The sequence below is a fragment of the Sphingobacterium faecium genome (assembly GCF_003054045.1).
Classification (GTDB): Bacteria; Bacteroidota; Bacteroidia; order Sphingobacteriales; family Sphingobacteriaceae; genus Sphingobacterium; species Sphingobacterium faecium.
Map to the genome: position 1 here is coordinate 385,692 of NZ_QBKH01000002.1, position 21,211 is coordinate 406,902.

18 protein-coding genes are annotated in these 21,211 nt (G+C 34.5%); 12 read left to right on the forward strand and 6 right to left on the reverse strand.

The genetic code is table 11. The features are described from left to right. Positions 1–113: 113 nt before the first annotated feature. Entirely contained in the window at positions 114–1,208 is a 1,095-nt protein-coding gene (locus tag C8N37_RS06030; protein WP_108158073.1) for a sensor histidine kinase, read from the forward strand. 555 nt (positions 1,209–1,763) lie between these two features. Here the strand turns inward: C8N37_RS06030 and C8N37_RS06035 are convergent. Together C8N37_RS06035 and C8N37_RS22760 are read right to left on the reverse strand one after the other, a co-directional pair. After that, positions 1,764–3,575 (reverse strand): hypothetical protein, encoded by a 1,812-nt coding sequence (locus C8N37_RS06035; RefSeq protein ID WP_108158074.1) that lies wholly within the window; start codon positions 3,573–3,575, stop codon positions 1,764–1,766. Between the two features lie 33 nt (positions 3,576–3,608). After that, positions 3,609–3,773 (reverse strand): hypothetical protein, encoded by a 165-nt coding sequence (locus C8N37_RS22760; protein WP_153194736.1) that lies wholly within the window; start codon positions 3,771–3,773, stop codon positions 3,609–3,611. A 1,629-nt stretch (positions 3,774–5,402) separates the two neighbouring features. On the opposite strand from C8N37_RS22760, the gene C8N37_RS06040 reads away from it, so the two are divergent. Then, on the forward strand, positions 5,403–7,265 hold the full coding sequence (locus C8N37_RS06040; protein WP_108158075.1) for an acyltransferase family protein: 1,863 nt from the start codon (positions 5,403–5,405) through the stop codon (positions 7,263–7,265). A 65-nt stretch (positions 7,266–7,330) separates the two neighbouring features. On the opposite strand, the gene C8N37_RS06045 is transcribed toward C8N37_RS06040, so the two are convergent. Continuing rightward, positions 7,331–8,134 (reverse strand): tyrosine-protein phosphatase, encoded by an 804-nt coding sequence (locus C8N37_RS06045; protein ID WP_108158076.1) that lies wholly within the window; start codon positions 8,132–8,134, stop codon positions 7,331–7,333. Positions 8,135–8,616: 482 nt separating this feature from the next. Between C8N37_RS06045 and C8N37_RS06050 the strand changes: the two genes are divergently transcribed. Continuing rightward, on the forward strand, positions 8,617–10,587 hold the full coding sequence (locus tag C8N37_RS06050) for a polysaccharide biosynthesis protein (protein ID WP_108158077.1): 1,971 nt from the start codon (positions 8,617–8,619) through the stop codon (positions 10,585–10,587). Positions 10,588–10,868: 281 nt separating this feature from the next. Next, the gene (locus C8N37_RS06055; RefSeq protein WP_146171028.1) at positions 10,869–13,004 is read left to right on the forward strand and encodes an ATP-binding response regulator; all 2,136 of its coding nucleotides are present in this window, start codon (positions 10,869–10,871) and stop codon (positions 13,002–13,004) included. Positions 13,005–13,014: 10 nt separating this feature from the next. Here C8N37_RS06055 and C8N37_RS06060 read toward each other — a convergent pair whose 3' ends face one another. Further along, positions 13,015–13,425, reverse strand: a complete 411-nt coding sequence (locus C8N37_RS06060) for a hypothetical protein (protein WP_108158079.1) — start codon at positions 13,423–13,425, stop codon at positions 13,015–13,017. Positions 13,426–13,695: 270 nt separating this feature from the next. Here C8N37_RS06060 and C8N37_RS22765 point away from each other — a divergent pair, with 270 nt between their 5' ends. Then, a complete protein-coding gene (locus C8N37_RS22765) occupies positions 13,696–13,833 on the forward strand; it encodes a hypothetical protein (protein ID WP_170114491.1) in 138 nt (45 codons plus the stop codon). A 7-nt stretch (positions 13,834–13,840) separates the two neighbouring features. Here C8N37_RS22765 and C8N37_RS06065 read toward each other — a convergent pair whose 3' ends face one another. Together C8N37_RS06065 and C8N37_RS06070 are read right to left on the reverse strand one after the other, a co-directional pair. Beyond that, positions 13,841–14,665 carry an anti-sigma factor gene (locus C8N37_RS06065; RefSeq protein ID WP_244914351.1) on the reverse strand — a complete coding sequence of 275 codons (825 nt, stop codon included), beginning with the start codon at positions 14,663–14,665 and terminating at the stop codon, positions 13,841–13,843. A 2-nt stretch (positions 14,666–14,667) separates the two neighbouring features. Next, the gene (locus C8N37_RS06070; protein ID WP_108158080.1) at positions 14,668–15,225 is read right to left on the reverse strand and encodes an RNA polymerase sigma factor; all 558 of its coding nucleotides are present in this window, start codon (positions 15,223–15,225) and stop codon (positions 14,668–14,670) included. A gap of 233 nt (positions 15,226–15,458) precedes the next feature. On the opposite strand from C8N37_RS06070, the gene C8N37_RS06075 reads away from it, so the two are divergent. The 7 genes from C8N37_RS06075 (at position 15,459) to C8N37_RS06105 (ending at position 21,208) form a co-directional block, all read left to right on the forward strand. Beyond that, positions 15,459–15,989, forward strand: coding sequence for a fasciclin domain-containing protein (locus tag C8N37_RS06075; RefSeq protein ID WP_373866213.1), 531 nt, complete (start codon positions 15,459–15,461; stop codon positions 15,987–15,989). Positions 15,990–16,365: 376 nt separating this feature from the next. Beyond that, complete coding sequence (locus tag C8N37_RS06080; RefSeq protein ID WP_108158082.1) at positions 16,366–17,034, forward strand: MarR family winged helix-turn-helix transcriptional regulator; 669 nt, start codon at positions 16,366–16,368, stop codon at positions 17,032–17,034. 152 nt (positions 17,035–17,186) lie between these two features. Continuing rightward, on the forward strand, positions 17,187–18,674 hold the full coding sequence (locus C8N37_RS06085; protein ID WP_108158083.1) for a phytoene desaturase family protein: 1,488 nt from the start codon (positions 17,187–17,189) through the stop codon (positions 18,672–18,674). Beyond that, positions 18,658–19,518 (forward strand): phytoene/squalene synthase family protein, encoded by an 861-nt coding sequence (locus C8N37_RS06090; RefSeq protein ID WP_108158084.1) that lies wholly within the window; start codon positions 18,658–18,660, stop codon positions 19,516–19,518. The genes C8N37_RS06085 and C8N37_RS06090 overlap by 17 nt, the downstream gene beginning before the upstream one ends. Before the next feature lie 81 nt (positions 19,519–19,599). Further along, complete coding sequence (locus C8N37_RS06095; protein WP_108158085.1) at positions 19,600–20,070, forward strand: SRPBCC family protein; 471 nt, start codon at positions 19,600–19,602, stop codon at positions 20,068–20,070. Further along, positions 20,070–20,522 (forward strand): sterol desaturase family protein, encoded by a 453-nt coding sequence (locus C8N37_RS06100; RefSeq protein ID WP_108158086.1) that lies wholly within the window; start codon positions 20,070–20,072, stop codon positions 20,520–20,522. Before C8N37_RS06095 ends, C8N37_RS06100 begins: the two co-directional genes overlap by 1 nt. Positions 20,523–20,524: 2 nt before the next feature. Beyond that, a complete protein-coding gene (locus C8N37_RS06105; RefSeq protein WP_108158087.1) occupies positions 20,525–21,208 on the forward strand; it encodes a lycopene cyclase domain-containing protein in 684 nt (227 codons plus the stop codon). Positions 21,209–21,211: the final 3 nt, after the last annotated feature.

A 21,211-nucleotide genomic window follows, 5' to 3' on the forward strand; every position in this document is an offset into this window, starting at 1 on the left:
AATTTGTGTCCATGATCGGATGATCGATTGCATATATGGACATGAAAAATGTTTGTACTGTCATGCAGTTTTATTTATATCCAAGTAATTTTTAAATAATTTAATATACACCAATGATAGTAAATGATAGCATGATATTGTCTTTGCTCAAGCAGTCGCCTCTGGCAACGGCTATTTATGACGGCTACGATTTGAATATTGCTTATGCTAATCAGGCCATGTTAGATATATGGCGTGCTGATGAATCTATCCTTGGTAAAACGTTATGTGCTTGTTTTCCAAATTTCGTGAAAGAGGGTTTTAGTTCTATTTTAAAGAATGTATGGAAGACAGGTATTACTTATCGTGCTACTGAAACCCCTGCAAATATTATAGATGGTGATAGCAAAGTGAAACGTTATTTTGATTTTGAATATAGAGCGATGGTTGATGAGAAAGGGCAATGTTATGCTATCTTACATACGGCAAGTGATGTGACGGATCGAAAACTGGCTCATCATCGAATGGAAAGACAGAGTGAGCAGCTCTCTTTACGTAATAAATTGGATGTTTTGACCAACACACTTGCGCATGATTTGAAAAATCCATTGTCCGTTTTAAAATTGGGAAATGATTTTCTGAGTAAGAATGAGCATATTCCAGAGAAAGTAAGTAAACGATGGTATAAAAACTTTTCAGATTCAATCCAGAATATTGAATCCATTATTAACCAAACCTTACAAATCAATACGGTGCGAGGAACCGTAAATAAATTGGAGGAAATCATTATGGATCAAAAAGTTGCGTATTGGATCAAAGAAGTGAAAAGTAATTATCCAGATCAACAGGTTGAATTTCGATTAGGAAATCTATATACTTTATATGCAGATTACGGTGCTGTCTATCAAATATTTATCAATCTTATCGGAAATGCTGTTAAATATGCAGACAAAGCCGAACAAGCTTATTTAAGTATCCATAGTGAAATCATAGATAGCGGAATTGTATATATGCTGGAGGATAATGGGATCGGTATTCCAGAAGCTGAATTGAATGAAATGTTTCAATTGCAGGTAAGAGAGAGTAATGTAGCCCATAGAAAAGGATCGGGGATTGGACTATCATTGGTAAAAGATCTCATTGAATTTTTTGGTGGAAATATCAATCTCTCCAGCGAACTGGGAAAAGGAACAGTAGTTCGTCTGTTTTTTCCACATTCTATAAAATAGTAGGTTGTAACGAACTTTTTTCGATTTATGTTTTATAACAACTGAAGATGTTATTGTATGCTTTTTCAGTATCGGATATTCACAATTTGTGGACAACCTCATGTTATTTGTATAAGGGATTACTTACATATAACATACAGACCTAACTTAATAAGATATTAACCCTTATTTATTTAAAATTTAGTTTTTAATATTTATTAAGCTTTCAATTATTGTGGAAAACTAAATGATTTTTGTGGATAAAATGTTAATAACATGAATGTGTACATAAATTCAGAATATTTCTGATTAGTATTATTTTGATGAATTAACATATGAACAAATTTTGTGTACAAATTGTCAATAACAATCTATTGATGTTGAATGTGTATTACTTTTTCCACATTTTTCTAATAAATGTTGAAAAAGGACTGTATATACAATTTTGAATGTGTTTAGTCTGATTTCTGGTATGAAATCGTATAGGACACGAGAACAAGAGCCGAACGATCACGAACGGCTCTTGCTTTAATAAAGGTTCCTTATTTTAATTGTTTATTTTTTTAAGCTTAGCTACTATAAAGTTGGCATTGGATTGTAATTAGCGGCTGCACTAGTAACAGCAAAGTTTGCATCACGGACGCATCGTACGTTTTGAAAACCAGATCCAACTAACCCAAGATTTAGCACATCAATGTTTAAAGCTCCAGCTCCTTTGGACCCAACTGATCTTGGTGCCCCAATTACAGGATCCTGTGTTCTACCGATATAACTCCATGCACCTACACTTGTACCTAAAAGTGCTAATAGCCCTCCATCTAATACATTGTCTCTTCCCCAGAATGCTGCTGTTGAACCAACTTGTCCTAGGGTAACATTAATAGTTCCAGATAACAGGTTGACCGTATTGTTCAAGCCATTATAATTGAAACGTAAAATATTCGCAGCTGGAGTAGTAGCATATGGACTTGTGCCTGAGCCTGCTGTATTTGTATACTCAATAAAATTACTTCCAAATGTAGTATTAGGAGTTGTTGGATTTCCAAGTAAAGCCCCTAAAAGTCCACTAATGACACCTTGTTGCGAAGTTAATGTCCCAATCTCGGTGTTTATTGGTGTTTTCCATAACCCTGCAGGGTATACTAAAGCACAAGGATCTTTTTGATTAGCCTCAACAGCAGTTGCTAGTACACCAGGAAGATGGCCTTTGAAAGAAAAGAAACTTTCTGCAACAGCTGGACTGAAAGGGTTTGTATGATAAAAACGGTATGGTGTCGTTCCTAAAGTACCGCCCGTTCTATAGTACAGATTAGATCTAGCCCATTTTACAGCTCCATTTGTAATTGCTGATTCTGTCAAACCGACTAAGAAACGGTGATTTTTACCACGCTCTGGTGTGATCAATTTCGTCTGTAGTAATTGGGTTGGACCAAAGTTACGTTCAGTACTATTATCAAGCTGGATTTTTAAATTTGTAACGGAAACGGAAATGTTCTGATCAGCAGGGTCTGCGGTATAGAAGTATGCTACTTTCCGACTTGCATTTCCGTCTATATTAGCAAAGTTTGCTTCAGTAAGAGCAGGTGTACCTGCTGATGGTGCAAGTGTTAAAGCTCCAGTTGTTAAATTAACTGTTGCAGCTCTAGCGCTTTGTCCTGATACTGTGATGGATGCTGAGTTGATTGGAGCAAACATACCTAATGTATTGACTTCTATTGCGATACGGGAGTATAAACGATTAAAAGTAATATTTAACGGAGATGTATTGCTGTTAATGACAATATCAGTGGTACCCGATGATGCATAAAGTACATCTTTGTTTTCCGGTAAGGCAATATTGTTCGATACATCACCATCTGGAATAGCGTCTGTATTGTTGTATGATAATGCTACCCATTTATATGAACCATTTGGAACTTGTATGGGTGCTTCAGCTCCCGTTGTTAATTGCATTGATTTTGTGAAAGTATAGGTTCCACCATTATTTTTGTAAAGAAATAATCGATACGTCGTATTGGAAGTTAATGGAGTAGAGGCTGCTTTCAATCCATTGGAGGCACGAAGACCTGTTTGTGCTGTTGGAGAGGTTTCTAAAGCAGGTACATTGTTGTCTAAAGCAACTACTGCATCAAATCCATTTGATTGAACAAGCTGTACTGAGTGTTCAGAAGATGAACTGTTTGATGTACTTCCCTTTACGCCTTTTGTATTGATATTTTCTCCGTCGCTGATACCTGCGATACGAACTACTATCTGGCTTTGACCATCTGGAATTTCCTGTCCAGTTTGGTTATTATCTTTGTTACAGCTAGTAACTGCTAAAGTTCCTAGTGCCAAAAAAGCGGCAAGAGCAAACTTGCTTGCTAAGTTATTATTCATTGTCTTCATAATGTTAAAATTGTTAGTTAGGATAAGTTATTTTTAAAAGCCATCTACCTCCCAACTACTTCCTCCAGCACCATCTTCGTCATTAACAGCAGGAGCGCCTGGCTGTGCGTTTCCTGATCCTGCGGCAATACCTTGCTCTAGCTCAATTACTAGCTCCTCAATAGTTGGAGCGATGTACATTTTTTTGTTCTTGTTCATAATGTTATTATTTAAAATACTTTGTTTAAACCTATTTTATGGTTAAAATAATTTACTATATATGTTTTAATATGTGTTTTTATATCATGAATAATGAGTTAAATGCTTTTTTTGTTATTAATCAAAGTTTTATGATATATTGTGTGTTTTTGATTAATTATAAAAATATAAAAACGCTCTTTTATAGTTTAATTAACTGTTCTTAATATAGTATTAGATATCAATATAAACTTTTTGAATAATAATAGCCTCTTTAATAATAAAAATCTTGATTCTAGTAATGAAAATCTATTTCTTTGTTATTTGTTGTAACATTGTTTTATTTCCAAATACCTATGATATATTTATTTTTTGATAATTATTGTCTGCAAATACTTTCATAATTGTATTAGTGTTATTAAAAGCAAAAATATATGTCTTTTATCAATATTCCTAGTTTTTGTTTTGATAATAATAAAAAATTAACAATGAAAATGTTATTATTATCTCTGTAGTTTATTGTTTTGAACTAAATTATTCTTATTAACAAATAAGATTTCAATTTTGTTTTGTCTTTTTTATTTTTCCTGAACTTTTGTTGTTTCAATATTTTCGTTAAGTATTAATTTGTACCATAAGTTTAATGTGCAACTATGCTATTTGTAATCATTTATGGTGAATGTTATAACTTATAATATAATTATATTTCTTTTTCGAGTTTTGCTAAAAAAAACAGGATAGTATTATAAAATATTTTCATTTTATTTTTTACTGAGTAAGTTTAATTTTAAGTATATATTTTGTCTGAAAATTGGTGGTTGATTGTTTTTTTTTGATTCAAGCTAAATCGTTCTATTAATTATTGAATCCATTTTTCAAAAAATGGATTCAATAATTAAAATTTCATCAATAGTTTTTTATTGAAGATTTGAGATGAAGCATTATGTTGCTAAAGCAGTTCATCAATATGGTTTATTTTTAATTATAAATTTTAGCTGTAGCTATATGTTTACAAAATATTTTATTGCTTAAAATTGATGATTTATATTAAGCCAAAATTGTTAATGAAATGAATTTAATTGTTTGGTAAACTATAATTTGTCAATGATAAAAATTGAATTACTACGCTATTTTATTCTGTCTTTTAAATCGAAATTTGCATGTAAACAGATAGAATATCAACATCAGTAATAATCATATGAAGGTGACCTGGATGATGACTAAATTTTTTAAAAAAATATCAAAATAGAGTACGTTTGGTAACAAGTTTTAGTCATGTTGTATCCTTGACTAACGAATTTTTCCGTAGATCATGATTAAAATTGGTCGTAAGTCGAATGGCTTCTTAATTGTAGTTGATTGTTTACAAAATTATTTATATAGGTAAGAAGCTGATGTAGCTGATAAATTATTATCTATTTTGGTACAATATTTTGGATTCGCTGTATTTTTTTGAGGGATAATAACCGATTAAAAACTGAAAGTGTGGAAATTCAAATGGAAGGATGATTTCCTATAAAATTTTTAAATAACATAAAGAATATTCTCATCTACCTATATAAAGAGTACTTTTCTATAAGAAAGTGCTCTTTTTTTGTTCATGTAATTTTCCTACATTTAATGGATCCATCAAATTGGATATGAACCTAAATGAGCTTTCGCTATGATATAGGCCTTCTGAGGGCAATTGCTGTATGCTTTGTTTTATTTTATCATTATCAAATTCCTTTTTTCGAAGGTGGTTATATAGGTGTTGATATCTTTTTCGTCATCTCCGGATTTTTGATGACCAAAATTATATTGGCAGATGTCAAAAAAAATAGCTTTTCTTATCTTGATTTTGTTTGCCGCAGAATAAAGCGAATCTTACCGGCCTTACTTTTTGTAGCGACAGCTATGCTTCTTGTGTTGCCGTTATTGTATTTTGATGTTGATCTCAAATTGAATGCGAAATACATCGCAGTAAGTCTTGCATTTATTTCCAATATCTATTATGCCACACTATCGGGTGATTATTTTTCTCCGGAATATCAGGATAATCTATTCTTGCACAGTTGGTCGCTAGCAGTAGAATGGCAATTTTATCTCCTTTATCCCGTCATTTTGTTGTTATTAAAAAGAATATATTTTAATCGATTTAATGGTTTTCGATATTTCATTATCGGACTTGGTATTTTATCTTTTGCGGTTGGGTTTTGCTCTCCATATGCTCAATCGTGGAGTTTTTATATGATGCCTACCCGAGTTTGGGAATTTTTACTTGGGGCCCTCGGATTTTTGTATAGTCGGGAATTGCGCTCTGCATTCAAATCAATACTTATTCCTATCACTGCTTGTATGCTAGGTATTTTGTTTCTTTCGGTAATATTTTTCGATATTGGGCATGCTTGGCCTTCACCCATGATCGTAATTCCGGTGATAGCGACTATGATTATACTCGCTTTGGATACTCAATTTTCATGGTATAAAATTCCTGCTATTCAGTTTTTGGGGAAAATATCTTATTCGCTCTATTTATGGCATTGGCCCATATATGTAGTATATAAAAAATACGAATTTTTGATGCAATCTCCGTATTGGATTTTTTTGGTGTTCTTTTTATTATTTTTATTTGCGATAATATCATATTATTTAGTGGAAAGACACAAAAATGATCTGACTTTGAAAAAGATTTTCATGCTGTTCTTTTTGCTGATGTCATTTTCTTTAGTTTTATTTCTTTGGCCAAAAAGTTCGACCTTGGATTATATCCGCAGATTAGATCCTTCTTATATCCATTATTTTCAATATGAAGAACATCAACATTTAAACCCATGCAATTGTTACGTTACACGTAGCGATCGTTATGATATTTATGATCAGCAGGCCTGTCTAAAGATAGATTCGGCAAAGGAAAATATCTTATTGATAGGCGACAGTCATGCGGCTCAGCTTTCAACGGCTTTTAGAAATGTACTGACGAAAGAGCAACATTTTTTGGAAATGAGTTTAAGCTTGACTTTTCCTTTTCCAAATCCTAAAGGTTATCAAAAGTCGGTTGATTTATGGCGCTATTTTTATCAAGAATTTTTACCTCAAAATCACGAGCATGTTGATAAAATATTTATTTCTGTCCATTGGTTGATGTATAATTTTGATGAAATGAATTATACTCCAGCAGAAATTAAGATGGGTCTGCAACAGATTATTAGTATTTTTGATCAATATGGTTTAGACTATTATTTTATTGGTCAAATCGAATCATATCGGATCCCCTACAGACAGATTGCTTTAAAAAAATTGTTCAATCCAGAAATTGATGAATACGAGTACAGTGTCGAGGAGGCAAAGGAGGTAAATGATTTTATGAAGCGAATAATACCATCAGATCATTATATTGATCTATATAAAAATAAAGAAATTGCTCATCATTCGGTTAAAGAACATATGCCTTATATGTATGATAAGCATCATCTGACGGATTTTGGTGCAAGGGAAGTAATTAAGTATCTGGTCAGATATGGATATTTGTAATAGATACAAACATGTATTATGATGATAAAAGGCAATGTTGTCGAAAACATTGCCTTCTATCATATTTATCCAGCGATAATATGCTGTCCATTTTCCGTATTAATATGATCCATTAATGTATGATTGAGAATGTTACAGGATTTTAACATTTCTCTTACTGGATATTTTTCAACAACGTTTTTTAAAGATTGCAAGTGCTTCTCGTGGTGGAGATCTGTGCCAACAAAATCATACATACCAGATTTGACCAATGTCATGGCAATCGCTTTTACATCTACACCATAATATCTACTGAGGGACAATAGATTTAATTGTAGCAAGCACCCTGCATCTTTTATTTGTTTATAAATACCAAAATTAGTGTGATAGTAATTGTAGCGTTCAGGATGTGCTAAAATTGGTTTATATCCTAATTTCTGTATGTTCAAAATAGTTTGAAATAATGCTTTTGATTCCGATAGGTAAGACATCTCTATCAAAACATAGCCTCCTGGCATTAAGGATAAATCATTATTTTGAACAAGCATATGTAGACCGTCGTCAATCATGTGTTCGGCAGCAGCGAAAATTTCAATATCACTTCCTGCTTTTTTTAAACCTTCGCTCAAGGCGTGATGTGCCTGTCCGATCGTAAATTTGGTGTTAGGATGTACGCCGTCCATAATATGGGGTGTACAGATAAATTTTTTAAATCCTAAACTGTTAAGTTCCTTAATAAATCCTAATGACTGTTGCACTGAAGTACTGCCATCATCAATCCCTGGAAGTAGATGATTATGCATATCGACTTCTAGAAAATCCAACTGGGTTAGCGATCTAACGGAAGTGGAATTTTTCTTTTTTGTAAATAGATTGCTAAAAAAAGCCATTTTTTGATACTAGTAATTGTTTTTCAATAATGTTGATTTAATGCTATTGATAGTCGTCGTGTATAATTTAAAATAAATGTTAATTGTCGGCGATCATGTGTTATTACCACAACATTTTTTTTCATTTCTATTATTGGCTATGTCAAACAGCATGCCAAGTTTTTTGTAATTCATTTCTTTGTAGCCTTTGTGTTATCAGTTCAACTGTCTGAAACATAGTTGTATTTAGTCTTAAATTTTTGAAAATTATGTTGTATTGTAAGATTGTTGTTATTTAATCATGATCGAGATGATTTCTGATAGGGGCATTTGGTTAAATTACTAATTAATAATATTTTATCAATTGGTGTTTAAATTATCAAATTTTAAGTATCTTAGTATATAACAAGTGCCATACATGTACATGTGACCTAAAATGTTTCCATGTATGATGTTATGAACTAACCAGTGCTAAAAACAGAGTATAAACTAAAAATTAGGTTATGATTGGTTTTTTAGCGGCTTTAAAAAACCGCTTGCGAAAAGATAATCCTCGGTGGGTCATTTTGATGATCGATATATGCTTTGTGTTTTTAAGCTATGTCATTTCTATTTATGTTCTTTATAATTTAAAGGGATTTTCTAATGCATCCTTTGTTTTGAAAAAACTGATGCTAATAGGTTTTGTATATTTCATACTTTTCCTCTATAAAAGCACTTATAAAGGTATTGTTCGTCAAACAGGTATTCGAGACACGGTGAAAATTTTCAAGACCACGGCAACGGCATATCTAATTCTGATCGTGTTGATGATTATAATTAGAGCAGAAGTTGAGAAAGACAGCCTTGCGGGAGAATATTTGCGGATACCATATGGTGTATTGACTATGCATTTTTGTATTTTGATGTTGCTTATGGTCGGGGCGCGTGTAATTTATCGTACAATTTTTGAATATTTAGTTTTACCACCCAGAAAGATTGAGAACGTCTTGATTTTTGGAGCTTCTAGACCTGGTATTTCTACATATTCCATGTTAAATGAGGATTCTGAAGTCAAATACCATGTTGTTGCTTTTGTGGAAGATCAGATATCTCGTGTAGGTAATAGGTTGGCAGGTTTAAAAATTTTGGATATTACAGAGGTTACCCACGATTTTATTAAAAAAAATCAGATATCTGATGTGATTATTGCAGTAGAAAATAATGATCCCGAACGTTTACAATATGTGTCCGAATGGTTTCATCAATTGGGATTAGAACTGAAAATTATGTCTCCCGCACGTATTTTACCGAACTCTAGTGTAAAGCGTGAAATTCGCCCATTGGAAATCCATGATTTACTTGGAAGAAAGGCCATTCAATTGGATCATCAAGAAATCGAAGCGCAAATGGATGGGAAAGTGATCTTGGTTACAGGTGCTGCTGGTTCTATTGGATCAGAATTGGCAAGGCAGATTGCACAGCGTTCCTATAAGACCTTGGTTTTAGTGGACCAGGCAGAATCTGCTTTATACGATATACAGCAATCGATCATATGCACCGAGTCAAAGAATTTACATTGTGTGGTGGCTGATGTTCGAAATTATGCCTCTATGCAAAAAATATTTGCAGAATATCGTCCTGATTTAGTGTTCCATGCTGCTGCTTATAAACATGTGCCATTGATGGAGGCTAACCCGTATGAATCCATTCAAACTAATGTTTTGGGCAGCAAAAATATTGCAGAATTGTCGATGGAATACCAAGTCAAGAAAGTGGTTTTAGTTTCTACAGATAAGGCTGTTAATCCGACAAATGTTATGGGAGCCACTAAACGTATAGCGGAAATATATATCAGTAGTTGTAGTGGAAAATCTCTGACGCAGTTTATTATTACAAGATTTGGTAATGTATTGGGCTCCAATGGTTCTGTAATTCCATTGTTTGAAAAACAGATGGCTAAAGGTGGACCTTTGACTTTAACACATCCAGAAATCACCAGATATTTTATGACTATTCCAGAGGCTTGTTTGTTAGTGCAAGAAGCGGGTGTAATGGGCAAAGGAGGGGAGATATTTGTTTTTGATATGGGGAAGTCAATTCGTATTATTGATCTAGCTAAACGTATGATTAATTTAAAGGGATATCGTTATCCTCAAGATATTGATATTCAAATTGTTGGCCTAAGACCTGGTGAAAAGATTTATGAAGAACTTTTAGCTAATAATGAGAATACAATTAAAACGCATCACCCCAAAATCATGATTGCTCAGGTGAATCATGATAATTTGAATGTAAAGATGGAGTTAATCAATGATTTATGCCAAATGATTTTACAAGCTCAAATACATTTGCCCAATTTTATGCATTTGGTCACATGTATGAAGAAAATTGTTCCAGAATTTAAATCTCAAAATTCAGAATTTGAGATTCTTGATACTGAATTACAAGAGGATGATGAAGTGCCGATCTATCCCATAGTTAAGAATGCATAATGTAAATTTGAGTTGTAGTTTACAATCATGATATCAATAATCATGATTCAAGGGAACGGAGTACAATGATGACGCTATTTAAATTACTTGATGCAATCTGTTTGCGTGTAGTGAAGTAACTACAAATTGATTAATACTCCTCTATTTTACCTGCTTTTAGGATACATGGATGATTAAAATAGTTATTTTTGCTTGTATTTTAAATCACAAATAATTCGGCATTAGGCAAAAATATCTAGGAAGATGTTGGCGTTCATCTATTAACTGTAAAATACGAACTCTTGTCAACAGTAAAAAAGAAAAATACATTCCTGCTCAGGAAAATATTAATAGCGGCACTCATTGCTTCTTTTGCTTATGTCATGTCGATATTTATTTATCAATATTTTGAACAGCAAAAGGTCAAAGATAGGCTTAATACAGCTTATGGAGCCCTGAATCAACGATCATCTGGATTATATGGTTTATTCTCCGTGTATAGTGAAGCGGACAACCTTTTTCGATTATATACCGTCAACTTTGATAAAAAAACCTATGGCGCTTATCGAAGCAAGTTGGATACGGTCAAATTATTTGTTGATTCATTGTCCAAATTAACACTAAGTGATCATTCATTAGAGGTCAGCGTAGCTGATGTTGCTCATAAAAGGAGATTGTCGACAGAGTTTGCTTCGCTCAAGCAAACAGTCGATCAGTTGATCTTTTTTACCAATGATTCCTTATCAACATTATCCTCCGATACGAAAACAACCTCCTATCGAGAACCTAAATTTGAGCAGCTCGATTCTATTGTCAATAGAATCATGCGTGATAGTTCTTTTAATACATTAAAACGTGATACGACAATCAGAAAAAAGGAAAAACTATTTAATCGTATTTTTAAAGCTAAAAATGATACCCTGGTTGCCAGTACCATCACACAAGATTATGGTACCATACAAAGAGATGTCATTTCGAGGAACATCGAATATTTGATTCGACAAAATAAAAAAATATATCATCAAAACTTAAGGGCACTTCAAGGTAAATTTTCAGCTCTCCAAGATAAAGAAAAAGAATTGATTCAAGCTAATCGTGACTTGTTGGACAATCTCAGAAAGGGGATTGATAAAATTAGGGATCAGGAAACTTTTGAGATCCGTCAAGCGGAGGCAAAGGATTTGGCTCTCTATCAAGAAAATACGCTCAATTTTAGAGATCAACTGGTGGCCTCCTTCATCATTATCCTTTTATTAATCATCATCACCTTTTTTTACCAGTCTAACGCTGTTTCTTACGAACGGAAACTACAGGAAGAAAGAGATTATGCGGATAAGGTGGCTGCTGAGAAAACGACCATATTGGCGAGTGTAAGCCATGAGGTCCGTTCACCTATCAACTCTTTGTTGGGTATTATTGATATTTTGAGAAAAAATAATGATAGTAAATTGATCCTTCCGGAATATTTGGATTCGGCATCGCATGAAATTGAAGTAATCAATACGGCCGTTAATGATATTCTGAATTTAAGTAAATTGGAGGCAGGCGCATTGGAGGTACAATACGAATATTTTGCACCTCAGCAATTGTTGCTCGATATCATTAAACTTCATGAGCATCTGGCTGCAGTGAAGGATATTAAGCTCGTGAGTAAAATCGATATCGATCCAACATTGCTCATATACAGCAGTGCATTTAGGGTCAAGCAAATCGTATCTAACCTCTTGAACAATGCTATTAAATATACCGCTAGAGGAGAGGTTTATATCGCTGCATCCTTGAAATCTAAACATGATCAATCTGTTTTTTCTGTTGAAGTGAAGGATAGTGGTGTAGGAATTTCGGAAGAAGAACAGGGTCTAGTATTTAGACAGTATTATATGGCGGGTAATAAAAATCAATCGAGTAGCTTTGGTTTAGGTCTGTATATCTCAAAATTATTTGCCCAACAATTGGATGGTACTATTGATTTGGTCAGTATTTTAGAACAAGGATCGACCTTTACCCTATCTGTTCCTATTAAGCAAATAAAGAAAATAGATAGTGAACAACAAAAATATGTGTTGGATGACCTTCCCGATTTAAATATGGTGGTAATCGAAGATAATCGGATTAATATTCTTTATCTAAAAAATTATTTTAAGAATTTTCCGAAAGTACACATTTTTGAGAAAGGGGAGGCTGCACTCGCCTATATGGAAGAGCAGCCGGTAGATATTGTGATCACCGATTTACATATGAACGATCTGGATGGTTGGGAAATTCTCAATCGGGTACGCAGCAATCCAGCATGGAAGAATATCCGGGTTTTTGTTTTTACAGCCGATAGTATGTATATGGAAGTGGAGCAACAAAAGCATCAGATTTACTTTGATGCAAAACTGAAAAAACCGATGGATGCGCATGATCTTATTTCTCGTATTAAAGAAGTAAAGTGATCGATATAATTTATTGCTTAATATAGGCTTCATAGGCATGTGTCAGAATCTGCCCATCCTCAGTAACGCGATTAAGCGTTCGGTTATTATCCAAGACATAGCGTAAGGAGGTTTTTTGATTGTTTTTTTGTGTATTCAGGATCACATCTTTATTATCTGTAATCGTATATACCCCTTCTTCATATAAACTATTGACTTTATCTCCTTTAATTCGCACGATTTCATAGGAGTAATCCTGCTTAAAACTTAATTTCAGATAATTATCGCCGCCGCCATAAATGATTTCCGAAGACATATCTTTTCTGAGCCAGACGGTTTGGCTTAAAATATTGATTTGTTCGGGTTCTATGTTCTCTTTAGAACTGCATGCTGATAAGCATAATGTAATCGTTAGCAGGACAAGTGCTAATAACTTTTTCATAAGTGTATATAGGGTTATGTAAATGACAAATAAGTTGTATTTTAGAATGTAATGACCTGAATCTGATTGTATTCAAATTTTTATAAACAAATATACCTGCGCTTATCGCTTTTTTATAGAGACCCTGGGGTTCTATTTGTAATAATTTACTGTTAATATTAAGATGTTTTTTAAATACTTAAAATATTATCATCCATTCGCAAAAATGATTCAGCATGATGGAAAAGATCGCGCTCTTTGCGCCATAATTACAAAATACAAAGTAAAGTTATGAGTACCTTCACGGAGCATGGAACAAGCGCTGTTGGGTTAACGATAGGTTCTGGAAAAAGCACGATTCATCAGCAATATGATTTAAAATATTGGGATGCAGCTACTGGGAAAGAATTTAGGATGATTAAACGATAACAATAGATTAGGTATTGCCCATCACATATAATTGTGTGAGGTCTGGAGTGGGGTTGCCTCCTATTGTTTCCAGTGTTATCGCGAAGGCCTGTGCTTTTGGGATCTGGTGCATTATGGTCACTTGATCAGTTTTGCCCAGCGGAAATACACCTGCATCAACAGGTTTGCCATCGACCATAGCCCATAGCTGATATTGCTTGCCTTTTGGTGCAGCAGGTAGATTTTCTAAGCTCAAGTATACATCCGTTGTTTTTGTATTCCAAAAAACATGAGCTTTGAGCTGAGGGTGTTGCTCCACACCAGCCAAAGTGACGGTCTTGATTACAGGGTCTTGTAACAATTTCCATTTCTCTTGGAAATGCTGAAGCTCTTGCTGAGTGGACTGGTTTTCTACCAATGCCTGTACCAGTATATCTTGATCATTGATGCTTTGATTATGGTAGAAGATATTGGCACCGATACTTGCCACCAGCAATATCGAAGCCGCAATGGCCCAATTGCGTGAAGCTAATGAGCGTATTGGTTTTTCCGTTGCAGATGATGGTAGCTCATGGATGACAGCAGAATCTTCAACTTGTGGTTCTAAGGGGCTCGAATTGGTGGTTTCCTGACTTGATATTTTATTCCAAATCGCAGCTTTCAATTCGGGAGGAGGAGACATAGCTTGACTAGTAGCAAGATCTTCAAAGGTCATTTCTGCCTCTAAAATCGCTTGCTCTACTTCAGTATTATGTTTGCGTATGCACATCAAGATGCTCACCTCTTCTTCGCTGGCGAGCCCCATCACATACGCTTCTATAATTCCTGACGATATGTATTCTTTAGTATCCACTATTATTCGTATTCTTTAAGTATTCTTTTTAATTCTAAAAGGGCGCCGCGCGTCCGGGTTTTGATCGTCCCTAAAGGGATATTCAGTTTTTCTGCAATTTCCTGCTGGGTGTACCCTTCATAATACGCCATCTCAATAAGCTCTCTCCACTCTGCTCGTAACTCATTCAATACATTTTTAAAACCAATATGATCAACTTGAGTCGAGACACTAAAATTATGTTTTTCTTTAACATCTACGATATCTGGAAGAGATTGGTTTTTTTGTTCGTTTTGAACACTCTTAGATTTGACATAATCAATAGCCGAGTTGCGGGCGATATTGATGATCCAGGTATAGAGCTTGCCTCGTGCTGCATCAAAGGAATCAATGTATCGCCATATTTTGACAAATACATCCTGAATGACCTCATCAGCATATTCTTTGATTGACACGATGCGTATCACGATTCCATAGAGTGCTCCTGCATAATGATCGTAGAGATAATTAAATGCGCGTTGATCCTTTTTTTGCAATAAGGATATGAGTGTCTCTTCTTCTAAATGGTGTATCGGGCTCAATCAATTAGTTTTTGATAGTCAAATATATAAATTAAGATTAATAATTAATACATATTTAATAAAATTTATGGATTGTACATCCAGCAATAGCAAAAACAGGTATTTTTATCACTTCAGTTTTTTCTCGATCTAAATCCGTGCGCAGCATAATGTCGTATATGATAGAAATTACATCATTAAAAAACTAAGAAATGAAAACGAAATTAAATGTTATGGCACTCGGTCTATTATTGATGGGTGTTCTATGTAGCGGAAATGTGCGGGCACAACATGCCGACAAAATGAAAACAGTAATGGTAGGTGGAGCAGCGATGTATCCAACTAAAAATATTATTGAGAATGCAGTCAATTCTAAAGATCACACGACGTTGGTGGCGGCTGTAAAAGCGGCGGGTCTCGTCGAGACCTTGTCTTCAAAAGGTCCCTTCACCGTATTGGCTCCTACCAATGAAGCATTCAATCTATTGCCAAAAGGGACAGTGGATAATTTATTGAAACCAGAAAATAAGAAGATGTTGACACAGATACTAACGTATCATGTATTGGCCGGTAACTTTAATGCAGCGACCATTTTAAAAACAGTAAAAGAAAAAGGTGGCAAAGCTCAAATGGTAACGGTAGAAGGTGGTACAGTCACTTTTTGGATGAAAGGGAAAGATCTATATGTGCGCGATGCAAAAGGAAAAGATGCTAAAGTGACTATAGCAGATGTACAACAGTCAAATGGTGTGATCCATGTTATTGATCATGTTTTGATGCCGTAAGTTTACGTTTTATTGAAATTCCTTTAATTTTTTATTCCATTTTAATCATTATAGTAGCTGTAATCCGATCATATATCGGGTTGCAGCTTTTTTATAAGATCAATGTGCATCTCGATGATTTTATGAATGACAAATTTCTTAAGTTTATTAACCATAATAGCTGGTCGGATTTAATAAATTTCAATTGTTTATTTTTTTTAAAAAAAATTTATAAATTAACATTTAATTCCTTCTAGTTTTTTTCTGTGAGAACGAATTCTTCTAACGATAAATTAGGTTATTACTGAACTTGTTTTTATATTTGGTATTAAATTTAGTATAATTTTATACCTTTGTTAAAGCTTGAGGAATAGCATATTCTATAATCATCAACATCATGAATTATAACTTATTAAAAGAAACGATTGACCTTATTGAGCAATTCGAAGACGAATGTAAAAAAGGAAATAACTATAGCGAGGACAGCAAAGGTCTTCGAAAGTATATCGTCGATCACTCTGATGCAGAAGTTATAGCAGAACCCAGTTGGGAAGGTAAAGAGGATGGGCGCAATCCAGAGAGTGTCATCAGTACGCTTATTGTGCATATGAATCGATATGCAAAAACGTATTCCAAATCGGCTATTCATGATTCGGAGTTCTCGACACAAGAAGAGTTTATTTATTTGATTAATCTGAAGGTTTTTGGACCCATGATTAAGATGGAACTGATCAAGCGTAATATCCATGATAAACCTCTAGGTATGCAAATTATCAATCGGCTTATTCATCAAGGATGGGTAGAACAAAAAAATTCGGAGAAAGATAAAAGGAGTAAAGTCATATCCATTACAGATGAAGGATTACGTGTATTAGAAGATCAAATGCATAAAATTCGTCAAGCAAGTCAAATTGTTACAGGGGATCTTACGCATAAGGAAAAGATGGAATTGATCCGATTACTGCAGAAATTAGCTGATTTTCATCAATGTATCTATAACCAAAATATTGATGTTGCTGATTTATTAGGCTCAGTTTCAGAAAATTATCCGTACGTTAACAATTAATTATAGCCAACTCTAAATTATAAAATGGCTTTTGATGATCATAGATGCACCAGGTATCAGTTAAGATATTTTGTATCTTTTAAAAACAAAAAGCGTATAAATGAGGTTATTTATTTACCCATAAACTAACAAATGCCACAAATTTGATTTCAATGAAGATAGCGATTATAGGTTCAGGTTTTTCAGGTCTCTCGGCAGCATGCTATGCTGCTCAAGCTGGTCATGAGGTACATGTATTTGAAAAAAATAGCATCCCGGGTGGACGAGCGAGGCAATTTAAAACCAACAATGGTTACACATTTGATATGGGTCCCAGCTGGTACTGGATGCCTGATATTATTGCTGATTTTTTTCATGATTTCGGTTATAAACCTGAAGATTTTTATAAGCTTGTGGCTCTTGACCCTCAATTTGAGATGATTTTTTCAGATGGAAATTTTGAAGTTCCACAAAACTATGATGAGCTGCGCATCATCTTCGAAAGTATAGAAGAAGGAAGCGGTAAAAAGCTGGACGAGTTTATGGAGGCTGCTCGCTATAAATATGAGGTCGGGATGAAAGAATTTGTCTATAAGCCTTGCCACTCTTGGTGGGAGTTCTTTTCACCAAAGATTGCCAAAAGTGCATTTAAATTAGATCTATTGTCCGACTTTAGATCTTATGTCAAGAAATATTTCACACACCCAAAGCTGATTGCTTTGATGGAATTTCCTGTTATATTTTTAGGAGCTTCACCTAAAAATATCCCAGCGCTCTATAGCTTGATGAATTACGGTGGTTATGCTTTGGGTACGTGGTATCCTATGGGCGGATTTTACGAAGTAATCAAAGCTATGCATACCGTTGCTGAAAATCTGGGCGCCACATTTTATTTTAATCATAGTGTGGACCGTATCGATACCGAAAATGATCAGGTGAGCACTTTACTGGTCAATGGTACTTCTATTGCATTTGATGCGGTGATTGCTTCATCGGATTATCATCATACGGAGACCTTGTTGGCAGAGAAGTATCGCAATTATACCCAGAATTATTGGGAAGACCGCATATTTGCACCATCGAGTTTAATTTATTATCTTGGATTCAACGAACCAATACCCAACCTGAAACATCATACGCTGTTCTTTGAGCATGATTTGGATATTCATATTGATGCCATTTATAAAGAAAAAAAGTGGCCTGATGAGCCCTTATTCTATACGTGCTGTCCCTCTAAGACCGATCCTCATGTAGCGCCTGTAGGTCATGAAAATATTTTTCTATTGATGCCTTTAGCGATTGGTATTGAGGATGATGAAGCGACTAGAGAGCGTTATCTGAATCAAATGTTGGAGCGATTGGCTAAGCATGTGGGGATAAAAGATCTAAAGTCCAAAATTGATTATAAGAGGAGTTACTGTGTAAGCGATTTTATCGCTGATTACCATGCTTATAAAGGAAATGCGTATGGTCTGGCCAATACATTGGGACAGACGGCGGTATGGAAACCAGCTGTTAAGAATAAAAAATTATCGAATTTATTTTATACAGGTCAATTGACCGTTCCGGGACCAGGAGTGCCACCGGCTATTATATCCGGAAAAATAGTGGCAAATGAAGTTCATAAACTTAACCTAAAACAACATGAAGAAACTGTTTGATGAATTATCTTACGAGGTAAGCAAATCCACAACAAAGAAATACAGTACGAGTTTTTCATTAGGTATTATGGCGCTACATCCTTCTATCAGACAGGCTATATATGCGATTTATGGCTATGTAAGACTTGCAGATGAAATTGTAGATAGTTTCCATGGCTATGATAAACGCTTGTTGCTGACCCGATTTATAGAACAGACTGATCAGGCGATCAACGAGCGGATTTCACTCAACCCCATCTTGCAATCTTTTCAGGAGACTGTACATCGCTATGCAATAGAGCGCAGTTTGGTGGATCAATTTCTGAAAAGTATGGAAATGGATTTGCATCAATTGACATACGATGAAGATCGGTATAAGGAATATATCTTGGGCTCGGCAGAAGTAGTGGGATTGATGTGTTTGCATGTTTTTGTAGATGGCTGCAAAGATGAATATGAAAGATTGAAACCTTATGCTATGAAACTCGGGTCAGCTTTTCAGAAGATTAATTTTCTAAGGGACTTGAAAGATGATTACCATATATTGGGGCGGACTTATTTTCCAGATGTAGATATGCGAGGATTTGATAACCATATTAAATTTGCGATCGAGCAGGATATTGAAAGTGAATTTATGGAAGCATTGATCGGAATAAAAAATTTGCCAAGCTCTTCTAAATTTGGTGTTTATCTTGCTTATAAATATTATTGGTCATTACTGAAAAAAATTAAGCAAATTCCTGCCCATAACATCTTAAAGGAGCGGATTCGGATTCCGAACAGACAAAAGCTTTCTATGATGATGAGTTGTTATGTGCAATACAAAATGGAAGTAGTGCGGCCATTTAGAATATTTGGTCTGTAAATCAATTGAACAGTTATAAATAGTGATTTGGACAATAAATGATCGCCCTTAGGGAGATCGTTAGCTTAAAATTTATAAAATATGATATATCAAATAGAGCTCACGCAGCAATTGAATTGTGATATCCAAACAGCTTGGGATTTTTTTTCTTCACCGCATAATTTAGCTAAAATCACGCCTAAAGATATGGAGTTTGTGATTGTCAATGATGTGCCAGAAAAACCCGTATACGCAGGTCAGATCATTGATTATAAAGTAACGCCTTTATTTGGTGTGAGAATGAAATGGCGAACTAAAATAACACATGTGCAACACCACGAAAGTTTTACGGACCTGCAAGTAAATGGTCCTTATAAATTATGGCGCCATTTTCATGAATTTATGCCTAACGAGGAGGGGGTATTGATGAGAGATCTCGTGACTTATGAACTTCCCTTTGGATTTATAGGCCGCATAGCAAATAAATTAATTGTAAGAAAGAAGCTCGTGAGTATATTTAAGTACCGCTATTATGTTTTAGAAAAAATGTTTAACACTCAAAATCAATCTTGATGAATATCTTTATTGTACTAGCGACCTTCTTCTTGATGGAAGGAGCGACTTGGTTGATTCACAAATATGTGATGCATGGATTTCTATGGCTCTTGCACAAAGATCATCATGATCACAGTACGGAGGGACATCTGGAGAAAAATGACTATTTCTTCATCATTTTTGCAATACCTGCTATTATTCTGATGTATATCGGTAGTCAGCAAGGATTTAGTTATATTTTCTATATTGGATTGGGGGTCACATGCTACGGCTTGGCCTATTTTTTTGTGCATGATATTTTTATTCATCAAAGGATCAGTTTCTTAAGTAATACAAAAAATCCATATTTATTGGCCATAAGGAGAGCACACAAACAGCATCATAAACATTTGGGTAGAGAGCAGGGTGAATGTTTTGGATTTCTTTGGGTTCCCGTAAAATATTTTAAAATGTATTTTAAAAAGAATTAAAGATGCAGGCATATACTTATATACTGATCAATTTTTTGACGGTTATCATTTGTTTTATTTTTTCATTTGATCGTAGAATACAGTTCAATAAACATTTTAATGCATTTCTTAAAGGAAGTATACTGGTCGCCATTCCATTTATTGCCTGGGATATTATCTTTACTAAGATGGGGGTGTGGTGGTTTAATTTTAGCTATACCATGCCTTTTCGTCTAGCAGGTTTACCGATTGAAGAATGGTTATTTTTTATCTGTATACCCTTTTCTTGTGTATTTACTTATTTCTGTCTGGATAAATTTTTCAATCTCAATTGGGCAAATGGGTTCAATACGATCATCGTATGGTTTACCGTATTGGTATGCGTACTGGTAGCGATCTTTTTCTATCAAAAAATATACCCTCTGGTTACCGTGCTTATAACAGCAGCGACTGTTCTTTATCTGCATTATATCGCAAAAGTAAGTTGGATAGGAAAGGGATCACTAGTTTATCTATGCTTGATGCCTGGGTTTTTTATGGTCAATGGGGTACTGACAGGCACTGGTCTGGAATCGCCAATCGTTAATTACAATCCGGACCAAATATTGAATATCCGTATGTTGACGATTCCAGTAGAGGATGCGGTATATGGATATGCGCAGTTTATGCTCAATATCTACTTTTTTAAACGGTTTCAAAAAAAATAACGA